At 47.1% G+C, this 16,954-nt stretch carries 16 protein-coding genes; 1 reads left to right on the top strand and 15 read right to left on the bottom strand.

All coding sequences use genetic code 11. The features are described 5' to 3' along the window. Nucleotides 1-22: 22 nt before the first annotated feature. The 6 genes from KNQ02_RS05800 to rpsU form a co-directional block, all read right to left on the bottom strand. Nucleotides 23-985: a PhoH family protein gene (locus tag KNQ02_RS05800; RefSeq protein WP_214765426.1), complete on the bottom strand. Its 963-nt coding sequence runs from the start codon at nucleotides 983-985 to the stop codon at nucleotides 23-25. A gap of 160 nt (nucleotides 986-1,145) precedes the next feature. Continuing rightward, nucleotides 1,146-1,589 (bottom strand): hypothetical protein, encoded by a 444-nt coding sequence (locus KNQ02_RS05795; RefSeq protein ID WP_214765428.1) that lies wholly within the window; start codon nucleotides 1,587-1,589, stop codon nucleotides 1,146-1,148. A 13-nt stretch (nucleotides 1,590-1,602) separates the two neighbouring features. Continuing rightward, on the bottom strand, nucleotides 1,603-2,586 hold the full coding sequence (floA, locus tag KNQ02_RS05790) for a flotillin-like protein FloA (protein WP_029332934.1): 984 nt from the start codon (nucleotides 2,584-2,586) through the stop codon (nucleotides 1,603-1,605). Beyond that, nucleotides 2,583-3,092: an NfeD family protein gene (locus tag KNQ02_RS05785; RefSeq protein ID WP_034801219.1), complete on the bottom strand. Its 510-nt coding sequence runs from the start codon at nucleotides 3,090-3,092 to the stop codon at nucleotides 2,583-2,585. The genes floA and KNQ02_RS05785 overlap by 4 nt, the downstream gene beginning before the upstream one ends. 190 nt (nucleotides 3,093-3,282) lie before the next feature. Beyond that, complete coding sequence (locus KNQ02_RS05780) at nucleotides 3,283-3,729, bottom strand: GatB/YqeY domain-containing protein (protein WP_029332932.1); 447 nt, start codon at nucleotides 3,727-3,729, stop codon at nucleotides 3,283-3,285. 21 nt (nucleotides 3,730-3,750) lie between these two features. Next, entirely contained in the window at nucleotides 3,751-3,924 is a 174-nt protein-coding gene (gene rpsU / locus KNQ02_RS05775) for a 30S ribosomal protein S21 (RefSeq protein WP_012369719.1), read from the bottom strand. A 311-nt stretch (nucleotides 3,925-4,235) separates the two neighbouring features. On the opposite strand from rpsU, the gene KNQ02_RS05770 reads away from it, so the two are divergent. After that, a complete protein-coding gene (locus tag KNQ02_RS05770) occupies nucleotides 4,236-5,489 on the top strand; it encodes a dicarboxylate/amino acid:cation symporter (RefSeq protein ID WP_088836553.1) in 1,254 nt (417 codons plus the stop codon). Between the two features lie 72 nt (nucleotides 5,490-5,561). On the opposite strand, the gene pulA is transcribed toward KNQ02_RS05770, so the two are convergent. The 9 genes from pulA to KNQ02_RS05725 all read right to left on the bottom strand — a co-directional run bounded on the left by pulA (nucleotide 5,562) and on the right by KNQ02_RS05725 (nucleotide 16,887). Continuing rightward, the gene (gene pulA / locus KNQ02_RS05765) at nucleotides 5,562-8,474 is read right to left on the bottom strand and encodes a type I pullulanase (RefSeq protein ID WP_214807482.1); all 2,913 of its coding nucleotides are present in this window, start codon (nucleotides 8,472-8,474) and stop codon (nucleotides 5,562-5,564) included. 346 nt (nucleotides 8,475-8,820) lie between these two features. Continuing rightward, entirely contained in the window at nucleotides 8,821-9,744 is a 924-nt protein-coding gene (locus KNQ02_RS05760) for an LCP family protein (RefSeq protein WP_088836551.1), read from the bottom strand. An 11-nt stretch (nucleotides 9,745-9,755) separates the two neighbouring features. Then, nucleotides 9,756-10,943: a DHHW family protein gene (locus tag KNQ02_RS05755; protein ID WP_214765432.1), complete on the bottom strand. Its 1,188-nt coding sequence runs from the start codon at nucleotides 10,941-10,943 to the stop codon at nucleotides 9,756-9,758. Between the two features lie 16 nt (nucleotides 10,944-10,959). Then, complete coding sequence (locus KNQ02_RS05750; protein ID WP_214765434.1) at nucleotides 10,960-12,348, bottom strand: MBOAT family O-acyltransferase; 1,389 nt, start codon at nucleotides 12,346-12,348, stop codon at nucleotides 10,960-10,962. Next, nucleotides 12,338-12,835 (bottom strand): hypothetical protein, encoded by a 498-nt coding sequence (locus KNQ02_RS05745; RefSeq protein ID WP_088836548.1) that lies wholly within the window; start codon nucleotides 12,833-12,835, stop codon nucleotides 12,338-12,340. Before KNQ02_RS05745 ends, KNQ02_RS05750 begins: the two co-directional genes overlap by 11 nt. Beyond that, nucleotides 12,832-13,932: a non-hydrolyzing UDP-N-acetylglucosamine 2-epimerase gene (gene wecB, locus KNQ02_RS05740; RefSeq protein ID WP_214800959.1), complete on the bottom strand. Its 1,101-nt coding sequence runs from the start codon at nucleotides 13,930-13,932 to the stop codon at nucleotides 12,832-12,834. The genes KNQ02_RS05745 and wecB overlap by 4 nt, the downstream gene beginning before the upstream one ends. Nucleotides 13,933-13,955: 23 nt before the next feature. Next, complete coding sequence (locus tag KNQ02_RS05735) at nucleotides 13,956-14,786, bottom strand: ABC transporter ATP-binding protein (protein WP_088836546.1); 831 nt, start codon at nucleotides 14,784-14,786, stop codon at nucleotides 13,956-13,958. Between the two features lie 11 nt (nucleotides 14,787-14,797). Next, the gene (locus tag KNQ02_RS05730) at nucleotides 14,798-15,598 is read right to left on the bottom strand and encodes an ABC transporter permease (protein ID WP_088836545.1); all 801 of its coding nucleotides are present in this window, start codon (nucleotides 15,596-15,598) and stop codon (nucleotides 14,798-14,800) included. Further along, a complete protein-coding gene (locus KNQ02_RS05725; protein WP_088836544.1) occupies nucleotides 15,595-16,887 on the bottom strand; it encodes a nucleotide sugar dehydrogenase in 1,293 nt (430 codons plus the stop codon). Before KNQ02_RS05725 ends, KNQ02_RS05730 begins: the two co-directional genes overlap by 4 nt. Between the last annotated feature and the right edge of the window lie 67 nt (nucleotides 16,888-16,954).

Genomic DNA, 16,954 nt, shown 5'->3' with positions numbered 1-16,954 from the left:
CCCTTACTTTCATGGTTGAGTTTCAGCCGATTTCTTGGCTGTACGCATCAATGATTTTCCGGACAAGTGGATGACGAACGACATCAGCAGAACTGAAGTGTTCAAAATGAATGCCTCGAACATCACCTAACAAATTCAAGGCTTCTTGCAATCCAGAGGCTTTTCCCCGAGGCAAGTCGACTTGCGTCAAATCTCCTGTAACAATCATTTTCGAATGAAATCCGAGTCGCGTCAAAAACATTTTCATTTGTTCTTTTGTCGTATTTTGAGCTTCATCCAAGATGACGAAGGCATGTTCGAGCGTTCGTCCACGCATGTAGGCAAGTGGAGCAATTTCAATCACACCGCGCTCTAATAAGCGCGCCGTATGTTCGACACCTAACACATCATGGAGCGCATCGTATAACGGACGAAGGTAAGGATCGACTTTTTCTTTTAAGTCCCCCGGTAAGAAACCTAGACTTTCACCAGCTTCAACAGCAGGACGTGTAAGGACAAGCCGTTTCACATGCCCCTCTTTCAGGGCTTTCGCCGCCATGACGACAGCTAAATACGTTTTCCCTGTCCCAGCAGGTCCGATTCCGAACGTTAAATCGTATTTCTCAATCCCGCGTACATAACGTGCTTGACCTAGTGTTTTTGCACGTAATGGTTTGCCTTTATGATTCGTATGAACGACGGTGTCATATAATTCAAGTAATTCATCGACTCGATTTTGTCGTGCCAATTGAATTGCACTTGTTGCGTCACGCTCCGTTAAAACTGCCCCACGATTCACGAGCTGCGTGAGAACGCCGATGACTTGTGTCGCCAGTCTAATCGAGTCCTCCATTTCTGCTTGAACAATCAATTCATCACCTCGATGAACGAGCTGAACATCAAGTTCTGCCTCCATTGTTTTAAGCACCGCATCATTCGGTCCAACGAATGCTTGCGTCTGATCTGAATTCGAGAATGCGAATGGAATTCTTTCATTAAATATCACGTTATGATTGGCCTCCTAATGATGGACAACAGTATGTCATCGCCACAAATCTATTCTCTTCTACTTTAGCATTTCCTAATAATAGATGGAAAGAAAAACCCATCTTGTTGAAACACCTAAAAAGGTCAGCTCCCCTTAAAATTAGGAAGCTGACCTGTTCTTATGAATGGGGTGTTTTTGTTTTACGTTTTGAAACGGGTGGACCGAGGACTTCGCTCCAGATGATGGCACGACGTGCTTCTTCTTGCGTCGTTTGCATCCCTGTTTTCTTGACCGCTTTCGTCCCGATTGCTCCTTCGGCGATTGACCCCTTGATTTCTCCGATATTCGTACTCGTTTTAGAAACCAGCTGACGATCCGTATGCCGTTGCATGTCCGTTCGACGATCTTCTAACAGCGGACGTTGCTGTTTCTTTTTTACAGCCGGCGGTGCATCATCCTTCGTCATCGCTTCCGCCTGCCCCACCATGTTCTTCACATAATCCCCAAACTCTTTTGATGGCGTCCTTGTCGGTTGGTTAGCTTTACTTTTATCTGCCGCTTTAGAAATGACAGAGATGACGCCAAATGCCACCATTAAACCGACCCAGATTAAACTTCCCATCCTACATCATCCTTTATTGTGAGTCATTCGGCGAAGACTGACCACCAATTGCCTGGCGCATCTTCGTATCTGCTGTCACGTTGAGGTAATTCGCATAATCCATCACGCTGAAGTTTCCGTCACGAAGCGCTTCCGAAATCGCAAGCGGGACTTCCGCTTCGGCTGCAACAACTTTCGCTCGCATTTCTTCGACACGTGATTTCATTTCTTGTTCGCTCGCAATCGCCATCGCACGACGCTCTTCCGCTTTCGCTTGGGCGATGTTTTTATCCGCTTCCGCTTGATCCGTTTGAAGAACAGCACCGATATTTTTCCCGATATCGATGTCCGCGATATCGATTGATAGAATTTCGAACGCCGTACCGGAATCAAGGCCTTTCGCAAGAACCGTTCGTGAAATCATTTCCGGATTTTCAAGCACTTCTTTTTGATCGTGACACGAACCGATTGTCGAAATGACACCTTCGCCGACACGGGCGATGACTGTTTCTTCACCCGCACCACCGACAAGACGGTCAATGTTAGCCCGGACTGTGATTCTTGCTTTTGCTTTTACTTCAATCCCGTTCATCGCAACACCTGCGATGAATGGTGTTTCGATGACTTTTGGATTAACTGACATCTGTACTGCTTCAAGCACGTTTCGTCCTGCCAAATCAATCGCGGCCGCACGTTCGAAACTAAGTTCGATGTTTGCACGATGCGCGGCAATCAACGCATTGACAACACGATCAACGTTACCACCGGCAAGAAAATGACTTTCAAGTTGGTTCGTATTCAAGTTTAAGCCAGCTTTGACGGCTTTAATTAACGGATTGACGATTTTAGATGGTGTGACGCGACGTAAACGCATTCCAACGAGTGTGAAAATCGAGACGCGGACGCCGGCCGCCAAAGAACTAATCCACAGTGGGATTGGAACGAGCGTAAAGAAAATTGCGAGGAAGATTAAGACTCCTCCGGATATGAGTAGGACCGTTAACAGTTCAGGTGTCATGTGATTGACTCCTCCTTCGTAGTTTGGACTCGAACGACGACGCGTCCGTGTGTCACTTCTTTGACGATAATTCGCTCACCAGAGCCGATAAAATTCCCTTCAGTCACTGCATCGATCCGATTCCCATCGATTTCAATCGTTCCAGCAGGTCGTAAAGGCGTCAAACTGATACCTTCCTTGCCATTGAGTTGAACTTTCTCTTCATGTGACAAATACCCTTTTTCCGACGATGTCGAATCCGTCAAAATCAAACCTCTCCATAACAATGACTGGTTGGATTTGATTCTTCGGTATGCCCAGTATCCTGCCGCCAGCGACAAAAATACGGATAGACCTATCGCAAGGCCGACTTGACCGACCGTCGCACCCGCCATGATCAGGCTCGCGAGGACAGCACCGATACCCACAACTCCAAAGATACCGAATCCTGTGACGAATATTTCGATCAGCAACATGACGACACCGACCAAGAAGACCGCTAAAATCATCCCTAAGCTAAAAGACATTACTCCGTTCACCCCTTTTTATCAGAATCAGACGCTTCTCCCCTTTTGAAACACATTTCTTTGTTACTCTTATTATATACGCTTTCACCCATTAAAAGGTTTCACAACTCTTTTAATTTCTAATTATTCCGATAATATGTGTCAAAAAAACAAATAAAAAAGGTATCCCAAGGGATACCTTCAAAATTGATCAATTTAATTGTTGTTTAACAAGTCGATTAATCAAAGCACCGTCCGCCTTGCCCTTAAGCTGCGGCATGACGACACCCATTACTTTCCCCATATCAGAAGGAGCAGAGGCACCCGTCTGTGCAATAGCTGCATCAACGATTTCCTGAACTTCTTCTTGAGAAAGTTGTTTTGGCATATAAGCTTCGAGCACGATAATCTCTGCTTGAATCTTCTCGACGAGGTCGTGACGATCAGCGCTTTCGAATTCTCGGAGGGAGTCGTTGCGCTGTTTCATCTCACGTGAGAGTATAGTTAGCTCTTCCTCATCAGTTAATTCTTGCTTACCGAGTTTAATCGCTTCATTTTGCAGGGACGACTTCACCATCCGAATCGTCGTCAGACGATCTTTCTCACGCGAACGCATGGCTTCCTTCATATCCGCTGTCAAACGCTCTTGAAGACTCATGAGGATACACCCTCTCTAACGTTAGAACTTCTTACGCTTACGCGCAGCCTCCGATTTAAGCTTACGTTTTACACTTGGCTTTTCGTAGTGTTTACGTTTACGAACTTCAGCAAGCGTACCATCTTTTGAAACACCACGTTTGAAGCGACGAAGTGCGTCTTCAAGTGATTCATTTTTACGTACACGAGTTTCCACTAGTTTTCCCTCCCTCCGATATTACCGACTAAAGGAAACGTGTCAGACACGTCATATAACATTATAGTAGGAATGTACAGAATGGTCAATAGTTGATTGACATGTTCTCATTACATCCTTGATATGTTCCTTTTTGTTCCTTTCTATAGTCTCATGTCGTCCCATTATTTACAACAGATTCATCTGTTTTACCTAAAAAAACGCGGCACTTTTTGTAAGCGCTTTCTTAAAATCATTAAAATGTTTTGTCAAAACAGTGAATGATGTGTCAAAATATAAACAGTTATCTGAAAAAGGAGTTGGTATTATTTATGAAAGAAGCAAAACGAGTCATCTGGGGTCTTCTCATCGGTATCGCCTTAGGACTTGTCCTAGCCGCTCTACCTGACAAGACGATTTACGAAAAATTAAATATGTATGCCTTACAACCAATCGGGACGATTTTCTTGAACCTGATTAAAATGCTTGTTGTACCGATCGTCTTCTTCTCCATTTCCCTCGGTGTCATGGGTCTCGGGAACCCAAAAGAATTGGGTCGTGTCGGCGGAAAAGCCATCGGGTTTTTCTTATCGACGACAGCAGTTGCAATCATCATCGCACTTGGTCTTGCCTTATTAATCAAACCGGGCGAACGTGGTACTTTCTCGACGGAAGGACTCTCAAAGGCAACCGGTGAGATTCCTGATACAAGTATCATCAATACGATCGTCGGGATGTTCCCGACAAACCCGATCACGGCGATGGCGGAAGGTAACATGCTCCAAATCATCGTCTTCAGTGTGTTCGTCGGGTTCGGAATTACTTTCTTAGGTAAGAAAGCAGCAACGCTTCGTTCGTTCATCGAACAAGGCAATGACTTGATGACGTACTTAATCACACTCGTCATGAAAATGGCGCCGCTCGGAGCTTTCGCCTTGATCGCTTCAGCCGTTGGTTCATTAGGTCTTAAATCATTACAAGCAATGTTCGCGTATATGTCGATCGTCGTCTTATCATTAATCGTTCATTCATTATTCACATATGGTTCTGCCGTCTCTTTGATCGGAAAAATGAATCCGATCTTCTTCTTCAAGAAGTTTGCACCCGTCATGATGTTCGCCTTCTCGACATCTTCGTCGAACGCAACACTTCCGGTCGCGATGCAAACGGCGCAACGTGAACTTAAAGTACCACGGTCTGTCTCAAGTTTCGTTCAACCGCTTGGTGCGACGATCAACATGGACGGAACAGCAATCATGCAAGGGGTCGCGACCGTTTTCATCGCGCAAGTCTATAATGTCGATTTAACACCAGGACAACTCGCGACGGTCGTCTTGACTGCCGTTCTCGCGTCGGTCGGAACAGCTGGTGTGCCTGGGGTCGGCCTCGTCATGCTGACGATGGTCCTCCAGTCGGTCAACCTTCCCGTCGAAGGAATCGCCTTAATCATCGGGGTCGATCGTCTACTCGACATGATGCGGACTGCCGTCAACGTCACTGGTGACGCTGCTTGTGCCGTCATCGTAGCGAAATCGGAAGAAGGTAACTTAAAAGATAAGGAAGTCGAAGACGAGCGCTACGCGTAAGTTTTCCGCTTGATGAAAAAAGGTCGTCCCTACCGTGAATCACTCATGGTAGGACGACCTTTTTGTATCTTGTTATTTTTTTAGAACAAATGAACTGAGTGGATCCACCGTGATGCTGCCTGAAACGTTTCGAAGTGTTTTCGTCCCTGCTGTTTTACCATCGACAATCAACTTCCACTTTCCTTTCGGAAGCGTCAGCTTCACCGCAGCGCGTTTTGCGTTATGGACAACGAACAACTCTGCTTTTTGATGTGGTGCATCTTCTGAAAGTTGATACGCGACGACTTGCTCCATCGTATCGACAAACGTCAAATACCGTCTGATGTCTTTCGCTGATCCGAGGTGAAGTGCCGGATTTGCTTTCCGGACTTCAATCAAGCCCTTCATATAATCGACGTCTTGTTGACGATCCATCTTCCGTTTCCAGTCGAGTTGGTTGACGGAGTCCGGTGATTTATACGAATTATGGTCGCCGCCCTTTGTCCGCATGAAATCTTGACCGGCATGAATGAACGTCGTCCCTTGTGACGTCAACAGGATGCTTGACGCCAGGCGGTGCATTTTCGTTTTCGTCGCATCTGTATCGTTCGGGTTCGTTAAGTTCAACTTATCCCATAACGTATGGTTGTCGTGTGCTTCCACATACGTGATGGTTTGATTCGGCTCTGCTGCAAATCCTGTGATGTCTTGGTTATACGCAATCTCACCGACGATTCCGCGTTTAATGCGTGTTTCAAGACCTGTTTTCCCGTTAATGAATCCTGCATCCGTATCTTCAAAGACACTTCCTTTAAGCGCATCACGCAAGTTATCGTTGAAGTGAGCGACGCCCGGCATTTGTTTTGCATTTGTCTGATTCGCTTTTTCTGTTTCAGGAAGTGGTGTGTTCAAGCTCCACCCTTCGCCAAAAACAAGGATTGATGGATCGATTTTAGTTGTCGTCTTTTTGACGGCATTCATCGTCTTGACGTCATGGATCCCCATCAAATCAAACCGGAAACCGTCCCAGTGGTACTCTTTTGCCCAGTATCCGACGGAGTCGACGATCAACTTATGCATCATCTGGCGTTCTGACGCTGTATCATTCCCGACACCCGTCCCGTTCGCTAAATCGCCACCCGCTGTGTAACGGTAATAGTAACCCGGGACGATTTTATCGAGGTTCGATGCTTTGGCGTCGAACATATGGTTGTAGACGACATCCATGACGGCACGTAGCCCATTGTCATGAAGACCTTGAATCATCTGTTTCATCTCTGTGATTCTGACTTTCGGGTCATATGGATTCGTCGCATATGAACCTTCTGGTGCATTGTAGTTTTTCGGGTCATATCCCCAGTTGTATGATTTTAGCGGATTCGTCTCATCGACGGAAGCCGTATTGAAGTCGTACACTGGAATGAACTGAACATGTGTGATGCCAAGTTCTTTGAGATGATCAAGTCCTGTTTTCGTCTTCGTTTTCTTGCCATCTTTCATTAAACGTGTTCCACGTTCAACTACTCCGAGGTACTTCCCTTTTTGCTTAATTCCTGAATCATATCTTGAACCGGTCACATCAAACATCGACAAATCACGGACGTGGGTTTCATAGATGATGGCATCTGTCGCTTGTTTAAGCGGTATCTTTGATTTCGTCCAGCGTTTCGGATCCGTCTCCTTTAAATCAACGACAACACCTTGATCCCCATTGACAGCAACAGCTGTCGCATATGGATCGACGGCACGCGTCGTATCTTTTGCATGTTTCACTTCATATGTGTAGCCTGTCCCATCGAGGTCACCTTTTACAGTGACGGTAAAGACGCCACGATCACCACGTTTCATCTCGATTTCTTGTGTGATGTCCTTTGTTGTTGCTGCTGCTTGTTTTGGTAACTTGTATAACTCGAGCTCGACCGTTTGAGCGGTTGGTGCCCACAAACGGAACGTCGTTTTTGATTTTTTATACGTCACACCTAACTTACCGTCATAGGCATACTTTTGATCAAAGGCATCAGAACGTAAGACCTGTCCTGCTTCAAGCACACCTTCACCGAAGACAGGATGTGTCACAGTCACGATCTTTGCTAAATCGATGTCGGACGAAACCGTTACTTCAAGTGTCTTCGCGTCAAGTTGTGTGACGACCGGATTGACGAGTCCCGTGAACGAAAATTGTCCGATATCGTCTGCTGAGACGGGCGCGTTCGTTTTGAGCGTCAGCTTCTTAAAGTCATCTGCGAGGAAACTCGTAATCTTAGGTGTCCGGTCAATTTCCGGTTTTCCGTAGTAGATTGTTTGATCCCCTTCGATTAACCAGATGTCTTTTGCTCCGGCATAGAAGAAACGATCCGCCCCGTCTTTTTCAGACCAGCCTTCGATATGCGGAATGATCCCGACGAGTCGTTGTTTCGTTGGGTTCGCAAGCGACACGGTTGTGACAGCACCAAACTCATCTTGTTGATTAAATTCAACCCGTTGTCCATCTGCCGCATTCGGCCATGCCCAGACTCCATATTTTTCATAATCGTTGTCATAACGATAATAATGGACGTTCGTTTTGATTGATTCGACGTCCGCCCCGTCTGTCGGATTGACCGGTGAGACGTCTTTACTTCCGGATGCAATCCACACTTCCGCGACACCATCTTTAATCATGTCTTTTGTGATGAATCGGTCATTTTCAGAACCGGAATCTTTGTTCCAGTTATCATCACGGACAATAAAGCCGATTTTTTCTGGTTGGTCGACCGGGAATTCATAAGCGGCAACCTTTCCGTATGCATCTTCTCCGTTAAAGGCGTGCGCCTTGTTCGGGAAGTAATCCGGTCCATTCGCCCAGAGCCAGAGATTCCAATCTTTTTCTGACGTTTTATCTTCTTTGTAGTGAATGATGACGAGCGTCGATTTGCCTTTTTCGAGCGCTAATCCGTTCACTGGGAGTAAACTGAAAATTAGTGCAAACGTTAGCACAACTGCCCAGACTGATTTCCATCGATTCATGTTCCATCCTCCTTGAATGTATGTAATCGTTTTCATTTCCATTTTCCACACGAATTCCCATACTGTCAAAGTATATTTTAGTTAACTAAAGAAAATAAGCCTTTCGGACCAGAACAAAAAAGGGCTGACTCATAAGTCAGTCCAAAATCAATCCTATATCGATCAAATGCTTATGAAACTTAAAAAGCCTGCATGGGTAGGCTGTTCTGTCACATTTCCCTGTCTCGACTCGTCTTCAAAGCGGCAACCTTACGCGCCGCTTTGGAAGCGATTCAAGATGGAAGACGCTTTTAATTCTCGCCACTTTGTCTACAAAATGAAGAAAACGACAACTCCACAGTCTATGTTATCCCTTCATCAATGCTTCGAGTGCTTGTTTCGTTTCCCGCATCGACGCATCCGAGGCGAAGAAATACCAAATGCCGTCACTTGCGATATACCCTTCGCCGTCGATTTTCAAGGATTGTAAGTGTTTGAAACCGGTTTGATTCTCTTGTGCCAGTTGGGTCGCTTCAGAAAACGTAATGTTCGTACTGAAATTATCCTCTAAGACCTGACTGAGTTGTTCGAGCTTCGTTAAAATGTTCGGACCTGCAAGTTTCATTCCGACAGACTCAAGAACTTGCCGTTGCCGGATTTGCCGTCCCATATCCCCGAGCGGATCCTGTTTCCGCATCCGGGCGTAACCACTCGCTTCGAGACCGTCCAGTTCAATCTGTCCTTTCTTGTACTCTTTTTGGAGTCGACGGTCGTTCCAACTAAAGGCAGACGGATTATCAACCGTCACACCATCAACGGCGTCAACGAGTTCAATCAGTCCATCCATGTTGATTTTAGCGTAATACGGAATCTCGACGTCAAACGTCTTTTCGACCGTCTGAAGCGTCTCTTCGACACCGCCATAGGCATACGTATGATTAATTTTTGTCGTCTGTCCATCTGCTAACGTGACTTGCATATCGCGCGGAATCGAAAGTGAACTCGCTTGTTTTGTTTTCGGATTAAACGATAACAACATGATTGCATCGGCCCGACCCGGATCATTTTTCCGTTCATCGACACCAATCAACAAAACATGGACAGGTTGCATGACTTCAAGTGGTAATTTTTGCTCACCTTTTAGTGGAGTAATCAATGCATCAGCAGTTTGTTGGAGCTTTAAAAATGCGTATCCGGTCGTCGCACTCGCAATCAAGACGACTAGTAACAAAAGCACACTCGCGACTCGCAAGAACGGATTCGGTCGCTTTTTCTTCATCCGTGATTCCATCATTAACCTCCTCACAGTTTCTGTTGATACGTCTTCATCAGACCGGTGATATTCGAGTTATGCAAGAAGAGTACACCGTCGACTTGTTGTTGTTTTGCGAATTCTGACACATCAAATGTTGCATTGACATACCGGATATCAACGACTTCGAGATTCGCACTTCGGGCGAGAAACGGCAGGACAGGATTCGCAAAGGAATCCTTCAGGACAAGCAGTTTTGGTCCCTTTACGTCCGACCGCATCGACATGATGCCATGGTTGCCCCGTAAAAAGACTTCATACCGGTCGGCATAATCACCTGCTTCCTTGATATAGCTTTCATCGATGACCGGTTGCTGGCACGTGTTGTCGTAGCACACATCAATCCCGTCGAACTGGCTTCCATCGTAATAGGCAAGTGTATCGCCGGTCGTTGCATAGGCGAGGGTCGTTTTCCGGGCAAGTGATCCATAATATTCGTGCCCGGATACTTTCCGGGCGTTTGACGCGACCGGTACTTCTTTAATCGATACCTTGTCCGCTTGCAACTGACGAACGATTTGCTGATAGGCAAAATAAGCTCCGTCAATGTTCCAGTGATGATCCGTTTTAAAATAATCGGACAGCTTCAACTGGTCGAGCGAAATGTTCGTCATCCCTGCCTGATCAAACCCTTCTACCATCTTTTTGTACCGGACTGTCGCGTTCGACGCGACATAGTCGGGTAAAATCCCGTTCTTCTCAGCGACGACCGTCTTTGAAGGAGCTAGTGCCATGTAGACAGGTCGATCAACGGCTTGAACAAATTTCTTAAAACCGTCCGGAATCGGTGTCACCTGTGCCTGACTCGACTCAATCATGTAGTCATTCGGGGCCGTATAAATGCCATTTCGAAACGGTTGGCGTAAGACGTTTTTTGACAAGCGGGCTTGTGTTTCGACGAGTGTCCCACGAAGCAACAATTGATCGGTAAAATACTTTTCGAGTTCTCCCATGTATGCCCCACTGACGACTGTTGCTGTCGTTGGTGGCGTCAATTTTGCGAGCGAACGATTTTCAAGTTGTGACATGACACGGTCCTGTTTCAAGACCGTCCCAAGACCAACCATCGTCAGGATGACCATGAAACTGACTGCCGTCGCCGCCATCATCCGTCGTTCGAACGAGTACTTCTTTCGTGGCCTCTGGTCTTTGTCTGGTCTGAGTGGCGCATGTGCCATGCTGATTCCTCCTTACTTAAAAACGGAAATAAATGAACGGATTGAAGGTACTCGCGACGAGGGCAGATGTCGCAAGAAACAGTAACAACATCGCATAGCCATACTGAATCGTCTGGCCGACTTTCCCGAGCCGTTCGACGATCCACTGACCCAGTATTTTTGGTAGCGGTGTCGCAGCAAACGCGGCAAGCAGTAAGATGACGCCATTTTGGACGAGCTGGTAACTGGCACGTTCATCCCACACTTCTGTCGGGATAAACATCGCACGCAAGTACTCGAGTGCGTCCGGAAATGTCGTTGCACGGAAAAAGACCCAGCCGACTAACACAAGAATGAGTGTCCAAATCGTCGAAATGACGGGGACACGGCGTAATAATTTCCCGAGAAATGCTTTCTCGAGCATAATCCATATCCCGTAGTACGCACCCCAGGCGACGAACGTCCAACTTGCACCATGCCAGAGGCCCGTCAGCATCCAGACGACTGCAAGATTTCGATACTGTTTGAGCGGTGAGACACGATTGCCGCCAAGCGGGATATAGACGTAATCACGGAACCATGAGCCGAGTGAGATATGCCAACGTCGCCAAAACTCCGAGACGGACTTCGCGATGTAGGGATAGTTGAAGTTTTCCAAAAAATGAAATCCGAACATCAGTCCGAGTCCAATCGCCATGTCGCTATATCCCGAAAAATCAAAGTAAATTTGTAGCGCATAGGCGATGATGCCGATCCATGCCAGACCCATCGACAAATCATTCATCTTGAAGACGGCATCTGCCACTTGCCCGCAGCCATTCGCTAAAATCAATTTTTTCGACAACCCGATAATAAAGCGGCGGACACCAAGTGCGAAATCAGGTAAGGTCTCTTGCCGATCGTTGATTTCATTTGCGACCGTCTCGTAGCGGACGATTGGCCCGGCAATCAATTGCGGAAATAACGCGATATACAAAGCTAAATCAAGCGGGTTTTTTTGGACTTTCCCCGCTTCCCGGTAGACATCGATGACGTAACTCATCGCCTGAAACGTAAAGAAGGAAATCCCGATCGGTAACACGACTTCCGGAACAAACAGTTCCACCTGAAACGTTTGATTCAAAGACGCCATGAAAAAGCCACTGTACTTGAACCACCCGAGTAAAGCGAGGTTCGTGATGACCATACTCGCCATGACAGGTTTGATGCCGACACGGTGCCGGTACGTATCGACCATCAGGGCAAACAAGTAGTTGATCAGGATACTCGCGAGCATCAGTAAAACGAACTTCGGTTCTCCCCAAGCGTAAAAGAAAAGGCTCGCTACAAGGAGCCAGCCGTTACGAAAAAATCGTGGCATTAGATGATAGACAAGCAGAACAACCGGTAAGAAGACAAATAAGAAAATCGTCGAACTAAACAGCATAGTGAGGATCCTCCTGTTTCAGTTGAATACGTTCAGCGATCTTCAACTCGGTCAGTTGGATCCGGACGTCACCTGCTACGAGAAACTTAAAGGCAATTTTAAAATACTGTGCCCCTTTCATCCGCTCCAGTTGAATCTGAAGATCAGTTGCCCCGTCGAGCATGACGAACTCCGACTCCGACCCCATGCGTTTTTTATTTCCGTATTGCATCTTAAAGAGTTGGACTTGACAAGGAACATCGGTTTCAAAACGACACGTCACATGAATGACGTCCGCCTGTCCGAAAGCGGCATCTTGGCGGTACAGCTTTGACGGCGGATACTGGAAACCTTGATCAAACAATTGGATATACAATTTATCCGCATCCGTCGCCGCCTGGAAATCGAACAACACACCAACCGCTTCGTCTTCTAACAGAATCTTTTCTTGACTTCCCTGCGGAAAAAAATGATAACTTGCTAAATGAAACGTACGTGCTGTTCTCATACCGGGACCTCGCTCATGATCGCGTCAACGATACGTTCCGCCGCATGACCGTCACCGTAAGGATTCGCGGCCTGTGCCATCCCCTGATACATTTCTTCATCCGTCAATAAGCGATGACTCATCTCAAAAATACGTTCCGGATTTGTCCCGACAAGTTTTAATGTCCCGGCTGCAACACCTTCCGGCCGTTCTGTCGTCTCCCGCAGAACAAGTACTGGTACACCGAGCGATGGCGCTTCTTCTTGGATACCGCCGGAGTCTGTCAAAATAAACGTTGCCCGGGCCGCTAAGTTATGAAAATCAAACACATCGAGTGGGTCAATCAAGTGAACGCGCGGATGGTGTTTCAATTGCTCCGCCGCTTCGAGCACGATTGGGTTCGGATGGACGGGGTAGACGATTTCAATATCTGCATGCGTCTCTGCCAACCGTTCGATGGCATCAAAGATGTGCGACAGCTGGAGGTGATTTTCGCGCCGGTGGACGGTCAGTAAAATTAACTTGCGTCCGCTCGCCTCTAAGTCCGTTAAGACTGGGTGCGTATAGTCGGACGAGACGGTTGTCTTGAGCGCATCGATGACGGTGTTCCCGGTCACGATGATCGGTGTCTGTTTATGCTCGCGTCGGAGATTTTCCGCTGCTTGATCTGTCGGTGCAAAATGAAAATCAGCCAGCACACCTGTCAATTGACGATTCATCTCTTCCGGGAATGGTGCATATTTTTGGTAGGTCCGTAATCCCGCCTCGACATGTCCGACCGGAATTTGTTGGTAAAAAGCAGCGAGCGAAGCAGCGAACGTCGTTGTCGTATCCCCATGGACTAACACGAGATCGGGTTGCTCCTTTTCGAGGACACGACGCATCGCATTCAAAATCCGTGCCGTCATTTCTTCGAGTGTTTGCCGTGGACGCATCAAATCTAAATCGTGATCGGGAACAATCTGGAACAACTCCAAGACTTGATCAAGCATCTCACGATGTTGTGCCGTGACGACGACGATCGGCTCGACACCTTCGCGCGCCTCAAGTGCTTTGACGACGGGCGCCATTTTAATCGCTTCCGGTCTCGTTCCAAATACAAGCATGACTTTTTTCATCCATTCCATCCCCTATTCCTTATTCATGATGACAATTCAATCGTCTCGCCACGGACGGACCGTTCGATTTCATCACTTCGTCCTGTCCGTTTTTTTGCCACGTAATGGGCAACTTGCTTTTTCGATAACTGTTTATGCCAGTAGAGATACTTGTTGTACTCCGCCATCGTCTCTGCGGTTGGTCCGAACATCCGGACTTCGCCGTATTCGAGCCATAAGACTTTTGAACAAAAACTTTTGACCTGACTGAGCGAATGACTGATGAAGAAAATCGTTTTCCCTTGATCACGAAACTCGCGCATCTTATCCAAGCATTTTTCCGTAAAAGTCTGATCGCCGACCGATAAGGCTTCGTCGATAATCAAGATATCTGGATTGATGTTGATGGAAATCGCAAACCCTAAGCGGGCCCGCATCCCGCTCGAATACGTTTTGACCGGCTGGTCGATGAATTCCCCGATGTCGGCGAATTCTAAAATGTCTGGAGTGATCATTCGGATTTGTTTTTTGTTCAGTCCCATCATCAGCCCCTTGAGCTCGATATTGTCACGCCCCGTCAACTGATTGTTCAATCCGCTCGAGATGGCAATTAAGGCTGACTTACCACGCAACGTCACCTGCCCGTACGTCGGAGGCGTGACGTTCGCAAGGAGATGTGACAACGTCGATTTCCCGCTTCCGTTGATGCCGACGACACCAACGATTTCACCTTGTTCGACTGAAAACGATACATTCTTTAAGGCATAGAACGGCTTTCCGCTCATCTTGCCAAATAAAACCTCTTTTAACTTATCAATCGGACGCGAATACAAGACGTATCGCTTCGAGACATTTTCAAACACGACATGACTCATCTTCGTTCCTCCTACACATAATCAATGAAATAACGACGGAATCGGATATGGACGGTTGCACCTGTCATTAAAATCACTGCGGTAATGCTCCAAAAATAACAGCCGTACCAAAGATGCTCCATCAAATACCCCGTTCCGATTAAGGCTGAACGATACCCTTCGATCAAATAGACGAGTGGATTGATCATCAACAACGTCTTAAAGATGGAATGATCGGGTGGGACCCACATGATTGGCGTCAAATACATCAACATCCGCATGCCTGATGTGACCATGTTTTGGACATCCCGGACCATCGTCGCGAGCGCCGACAACAGGAGCGAGACCGCATATAAGAAAATGATTCCTGCCGGTATGATGTACAACAGTTCGAACGTATGCCATCCCGGAAAATAACTAAAGGCAGCTCCAAGAATGATTGTCAGGAGGACCATCGCAATGTGCCGATAAAATTGTGCCAAAATGACATAGGCCGGAATCGTACTCAACGGGAAATGCATCTTTGAGACGAGCGCGACCCGTCCATAGATGGAACGGGACCCACTCGGAATCGTACTTCCGATAAAGAACCAGGCAATCAATCCACTGACTAACCATAAGACAAACGGAATCCCGTCAACCGGGTGTCCACCTCGAATGCCAAAACCGAAGACGACCCAGTAGACACCGATTTGCAACAGCGGCGTCATGATTTCCCAAAACCACCCGAGGTATTGCATGCTGTATTGGCTTTTTGTCTCATAGAGTGAAAGGCGTACGATCAGGTAAAGATGATCTTTCAACTCATTGAGGACGGTACGGACGCTCTTCATATCGCTTCAGCGTCTACTTTCATCGTGTTATGTGTATGCAAGTTACCGAAGTTAAGGACCATGATATCTTCAAGCTCTCCGACGACGCCTTTCGTATCGAATAAGACCGGTGTCCGCATTTGGTTTTTCAGACGACGTGAATCAAATGCCTTGAATTCATCGTGATCGACAAGGACCAGGGCAAGATCGGCTCCTTGGATTGCTTCAATCTCGTCGACTAATGTAAACCGTGACGAAATCGAGCGTTCGACGTGCGGATCACAGACTGCGACATCGAGTCCACGATCTAATAATTGTTCGATGACTTCGACTGCCGGACTTTCCCGCATATCATCAACGTTTCCTTTATACGTGACACCGAAGACAGCAATTTTCGGACGGACACGGTTGGCGACGAGGCGTTCTGCTTGATCCGCAACGAAACGGGGCATGTTGACATTCGTATCACGCGCCGTATGGATGATTCGTGCAAGCGACGGCGCCTTCGCGACGATGAAGTACGGATCGACGGCAAGACAATGTCCTCCGACACCCGGTCCCGGATGATGCAAGTTAACGCGTGGGTGCATGTTTGCCATCTCAATGACATCGAGGACGTTAATTTTAAGTTGGTGACACACTTGTGTTAATTCGTTCGCAAGGGCGATGTTGACGTCACGGAATGTATTTTCCATCAACTTTGACATCTCTGCCGTCTTCGCATCCGTCTGGACGATTTCTCCCTGGACGAAAGTCCGGTAGACAGCGGCCCCGGCCTTGGCACACGCTTCCGTCAGTCCCCCAACAATCCGGTTGTTATGAATCAATTCATGAAGAATTTGTCCCGGTAAAACCCGTTCCGGACAATGGACGACGAACACGTCTTCGCCAATCTTAAAGCCCGCTTCTTCAATCAATGGTCGTACATGGTCATCCATCGTCCGTGGTGCGATTGTTGATTCGACGATGACGACGTTCCCTTTTTCTAAGTGTGGCAGCAGATTGCGTACTGCTGAAATGACATATTTCAAGTCACATGATTTGTACGTATCGTCAAGGTTCGGCGTCGGAACGGCAACCAGAAAGACATCAGCTTGTTCCGGCGTTAATGTCGCACGGAACGTACCGTTCGCGACGACTCGTTTGATGACGTCTTCTAAGCCTGGTTCTTCAATATGGATATCTCCTGCATTCAACATTTGAACGATTCGCGGGTCGATATCGACACCGACTACTTCTGTGCCGTGATCTGCGAACATCGCAGAAGAAGGTAATCCAATATATCCAAGTCCGATTGTACAAAGTTTCATTTTGTCATTCCTCCATCTAGTGTGTAGTTCACGTCAAACCTTGCATCGAACATGACGTGGCTGTACC

The organism is Exiguobacterium sp. s102, from assembly GCF_018618635.1.
GTDB classification, from domain to species: domain Bacteria; phylum Bacillota; class Bacilli; order Exiguobacteriales; family Exiguobacteriaceae; genus Exiguobacterium_A; species Exiguobacterium_A oxidotolerans.
This window is presented reverse-complemented; position numbering and strand designations above follow the sequence as displayed.

Coding starts and splice junctions, on each gene's coding strand:
- KNQ02_RS05730 (WP_088836545.1), bottom strand. CDS start 15,598: ATGAAGAGCGTCCGTACCGTCCTCAATGAGTTGAAAGATCATCTTTAC.
- pulA (WP_214807482.1), bottom strand. CDS start 8,474: ATGAATCGATGGAAATCAGTCTGGGCAGTTGTGCTAACGTTTGCACTA.
- KNQ02_RS05760 (WP_088836551.1), bottom strand. CDS start 9,744: ATGGAATCACGGATGAAGAAAAAGCGACCGAATCCGTTCTTGCGAGTC.
- wecB (WP_214800959.1), bottom strand. CDS start 13,932: ATGAAAAAAGTCATGCTTGTATTTGGAACGAGACCGGAAGCGATTAAA.
- KNQ02_RS05735 (WP_088836546.1), bottom strand. CDS start 14,786: ATGAGTCATGTCGTGTTTGAAAATGTCTCGAAGCGATACGTCTTGTAT.
- KNQ02_RS05755 (WP_214765432.1), bottom strand. CDS start 10,943: ATGGCACATGCGCCACTCAGACCAGACAAAGACCAGAGGCCACGAAAG.
- KNQ02_RS05745 (WP_088836548.1), bottom strand. CDS start 12,835: ATGAGAACAGCACGTACGTTTCATTTAGCAAGTTATCATTTTTTTCCG.
- KNQ02_RS05750 (WP_214765434.1), bottom strand. CDS start 12,348: ATGCTGTTTAGTTCGACGATTTTCTTATTTGTCTTCTTACCGGTTGTT.
- KNQ02_RS05770 (WP_088836553.1), top strand. CDS start 4,236: ATGAAAGAAGCAAAACGAGTCATCTGGGGTCTTCTCATCGGTATCGCC.
- KNQ02_RS05725 (WP_088836544.1), bottom strand. CDS start 16,887: ATGAAACTTTGTACAATCGGACTTGGATATATTGGATTACCTTCTTCT.
- KNQ02_RS05780 (WP_029332932.1), bottom strand. CDS start 3,729: ATGAGTCTTCAAGAGCGTTTGACAGCGGATATGAAGGAAGCCATGCGT.
- KNQ02_RS05785 (WP_034801219.1), bottom strand. CDS start 3,092: ATGTCTTTTAGCTTAGGGATGATTTTAGCGGTCTTCTTGGTCGGTGTC.
- KNQ02_RS05795 (WP_214765428.1), bottom strand. CDS start 1,589: ATGGGAAGTTTAATCTGGGTCGGTTTAATGGTGGCATTTGGCGTCATC.
- floA (WP_029332934.1), bottom strand. CDS start 2,586: ATGACACCTGAACTGTTAACGGTCCTACTCATATCCGGAGGAGTCTTA.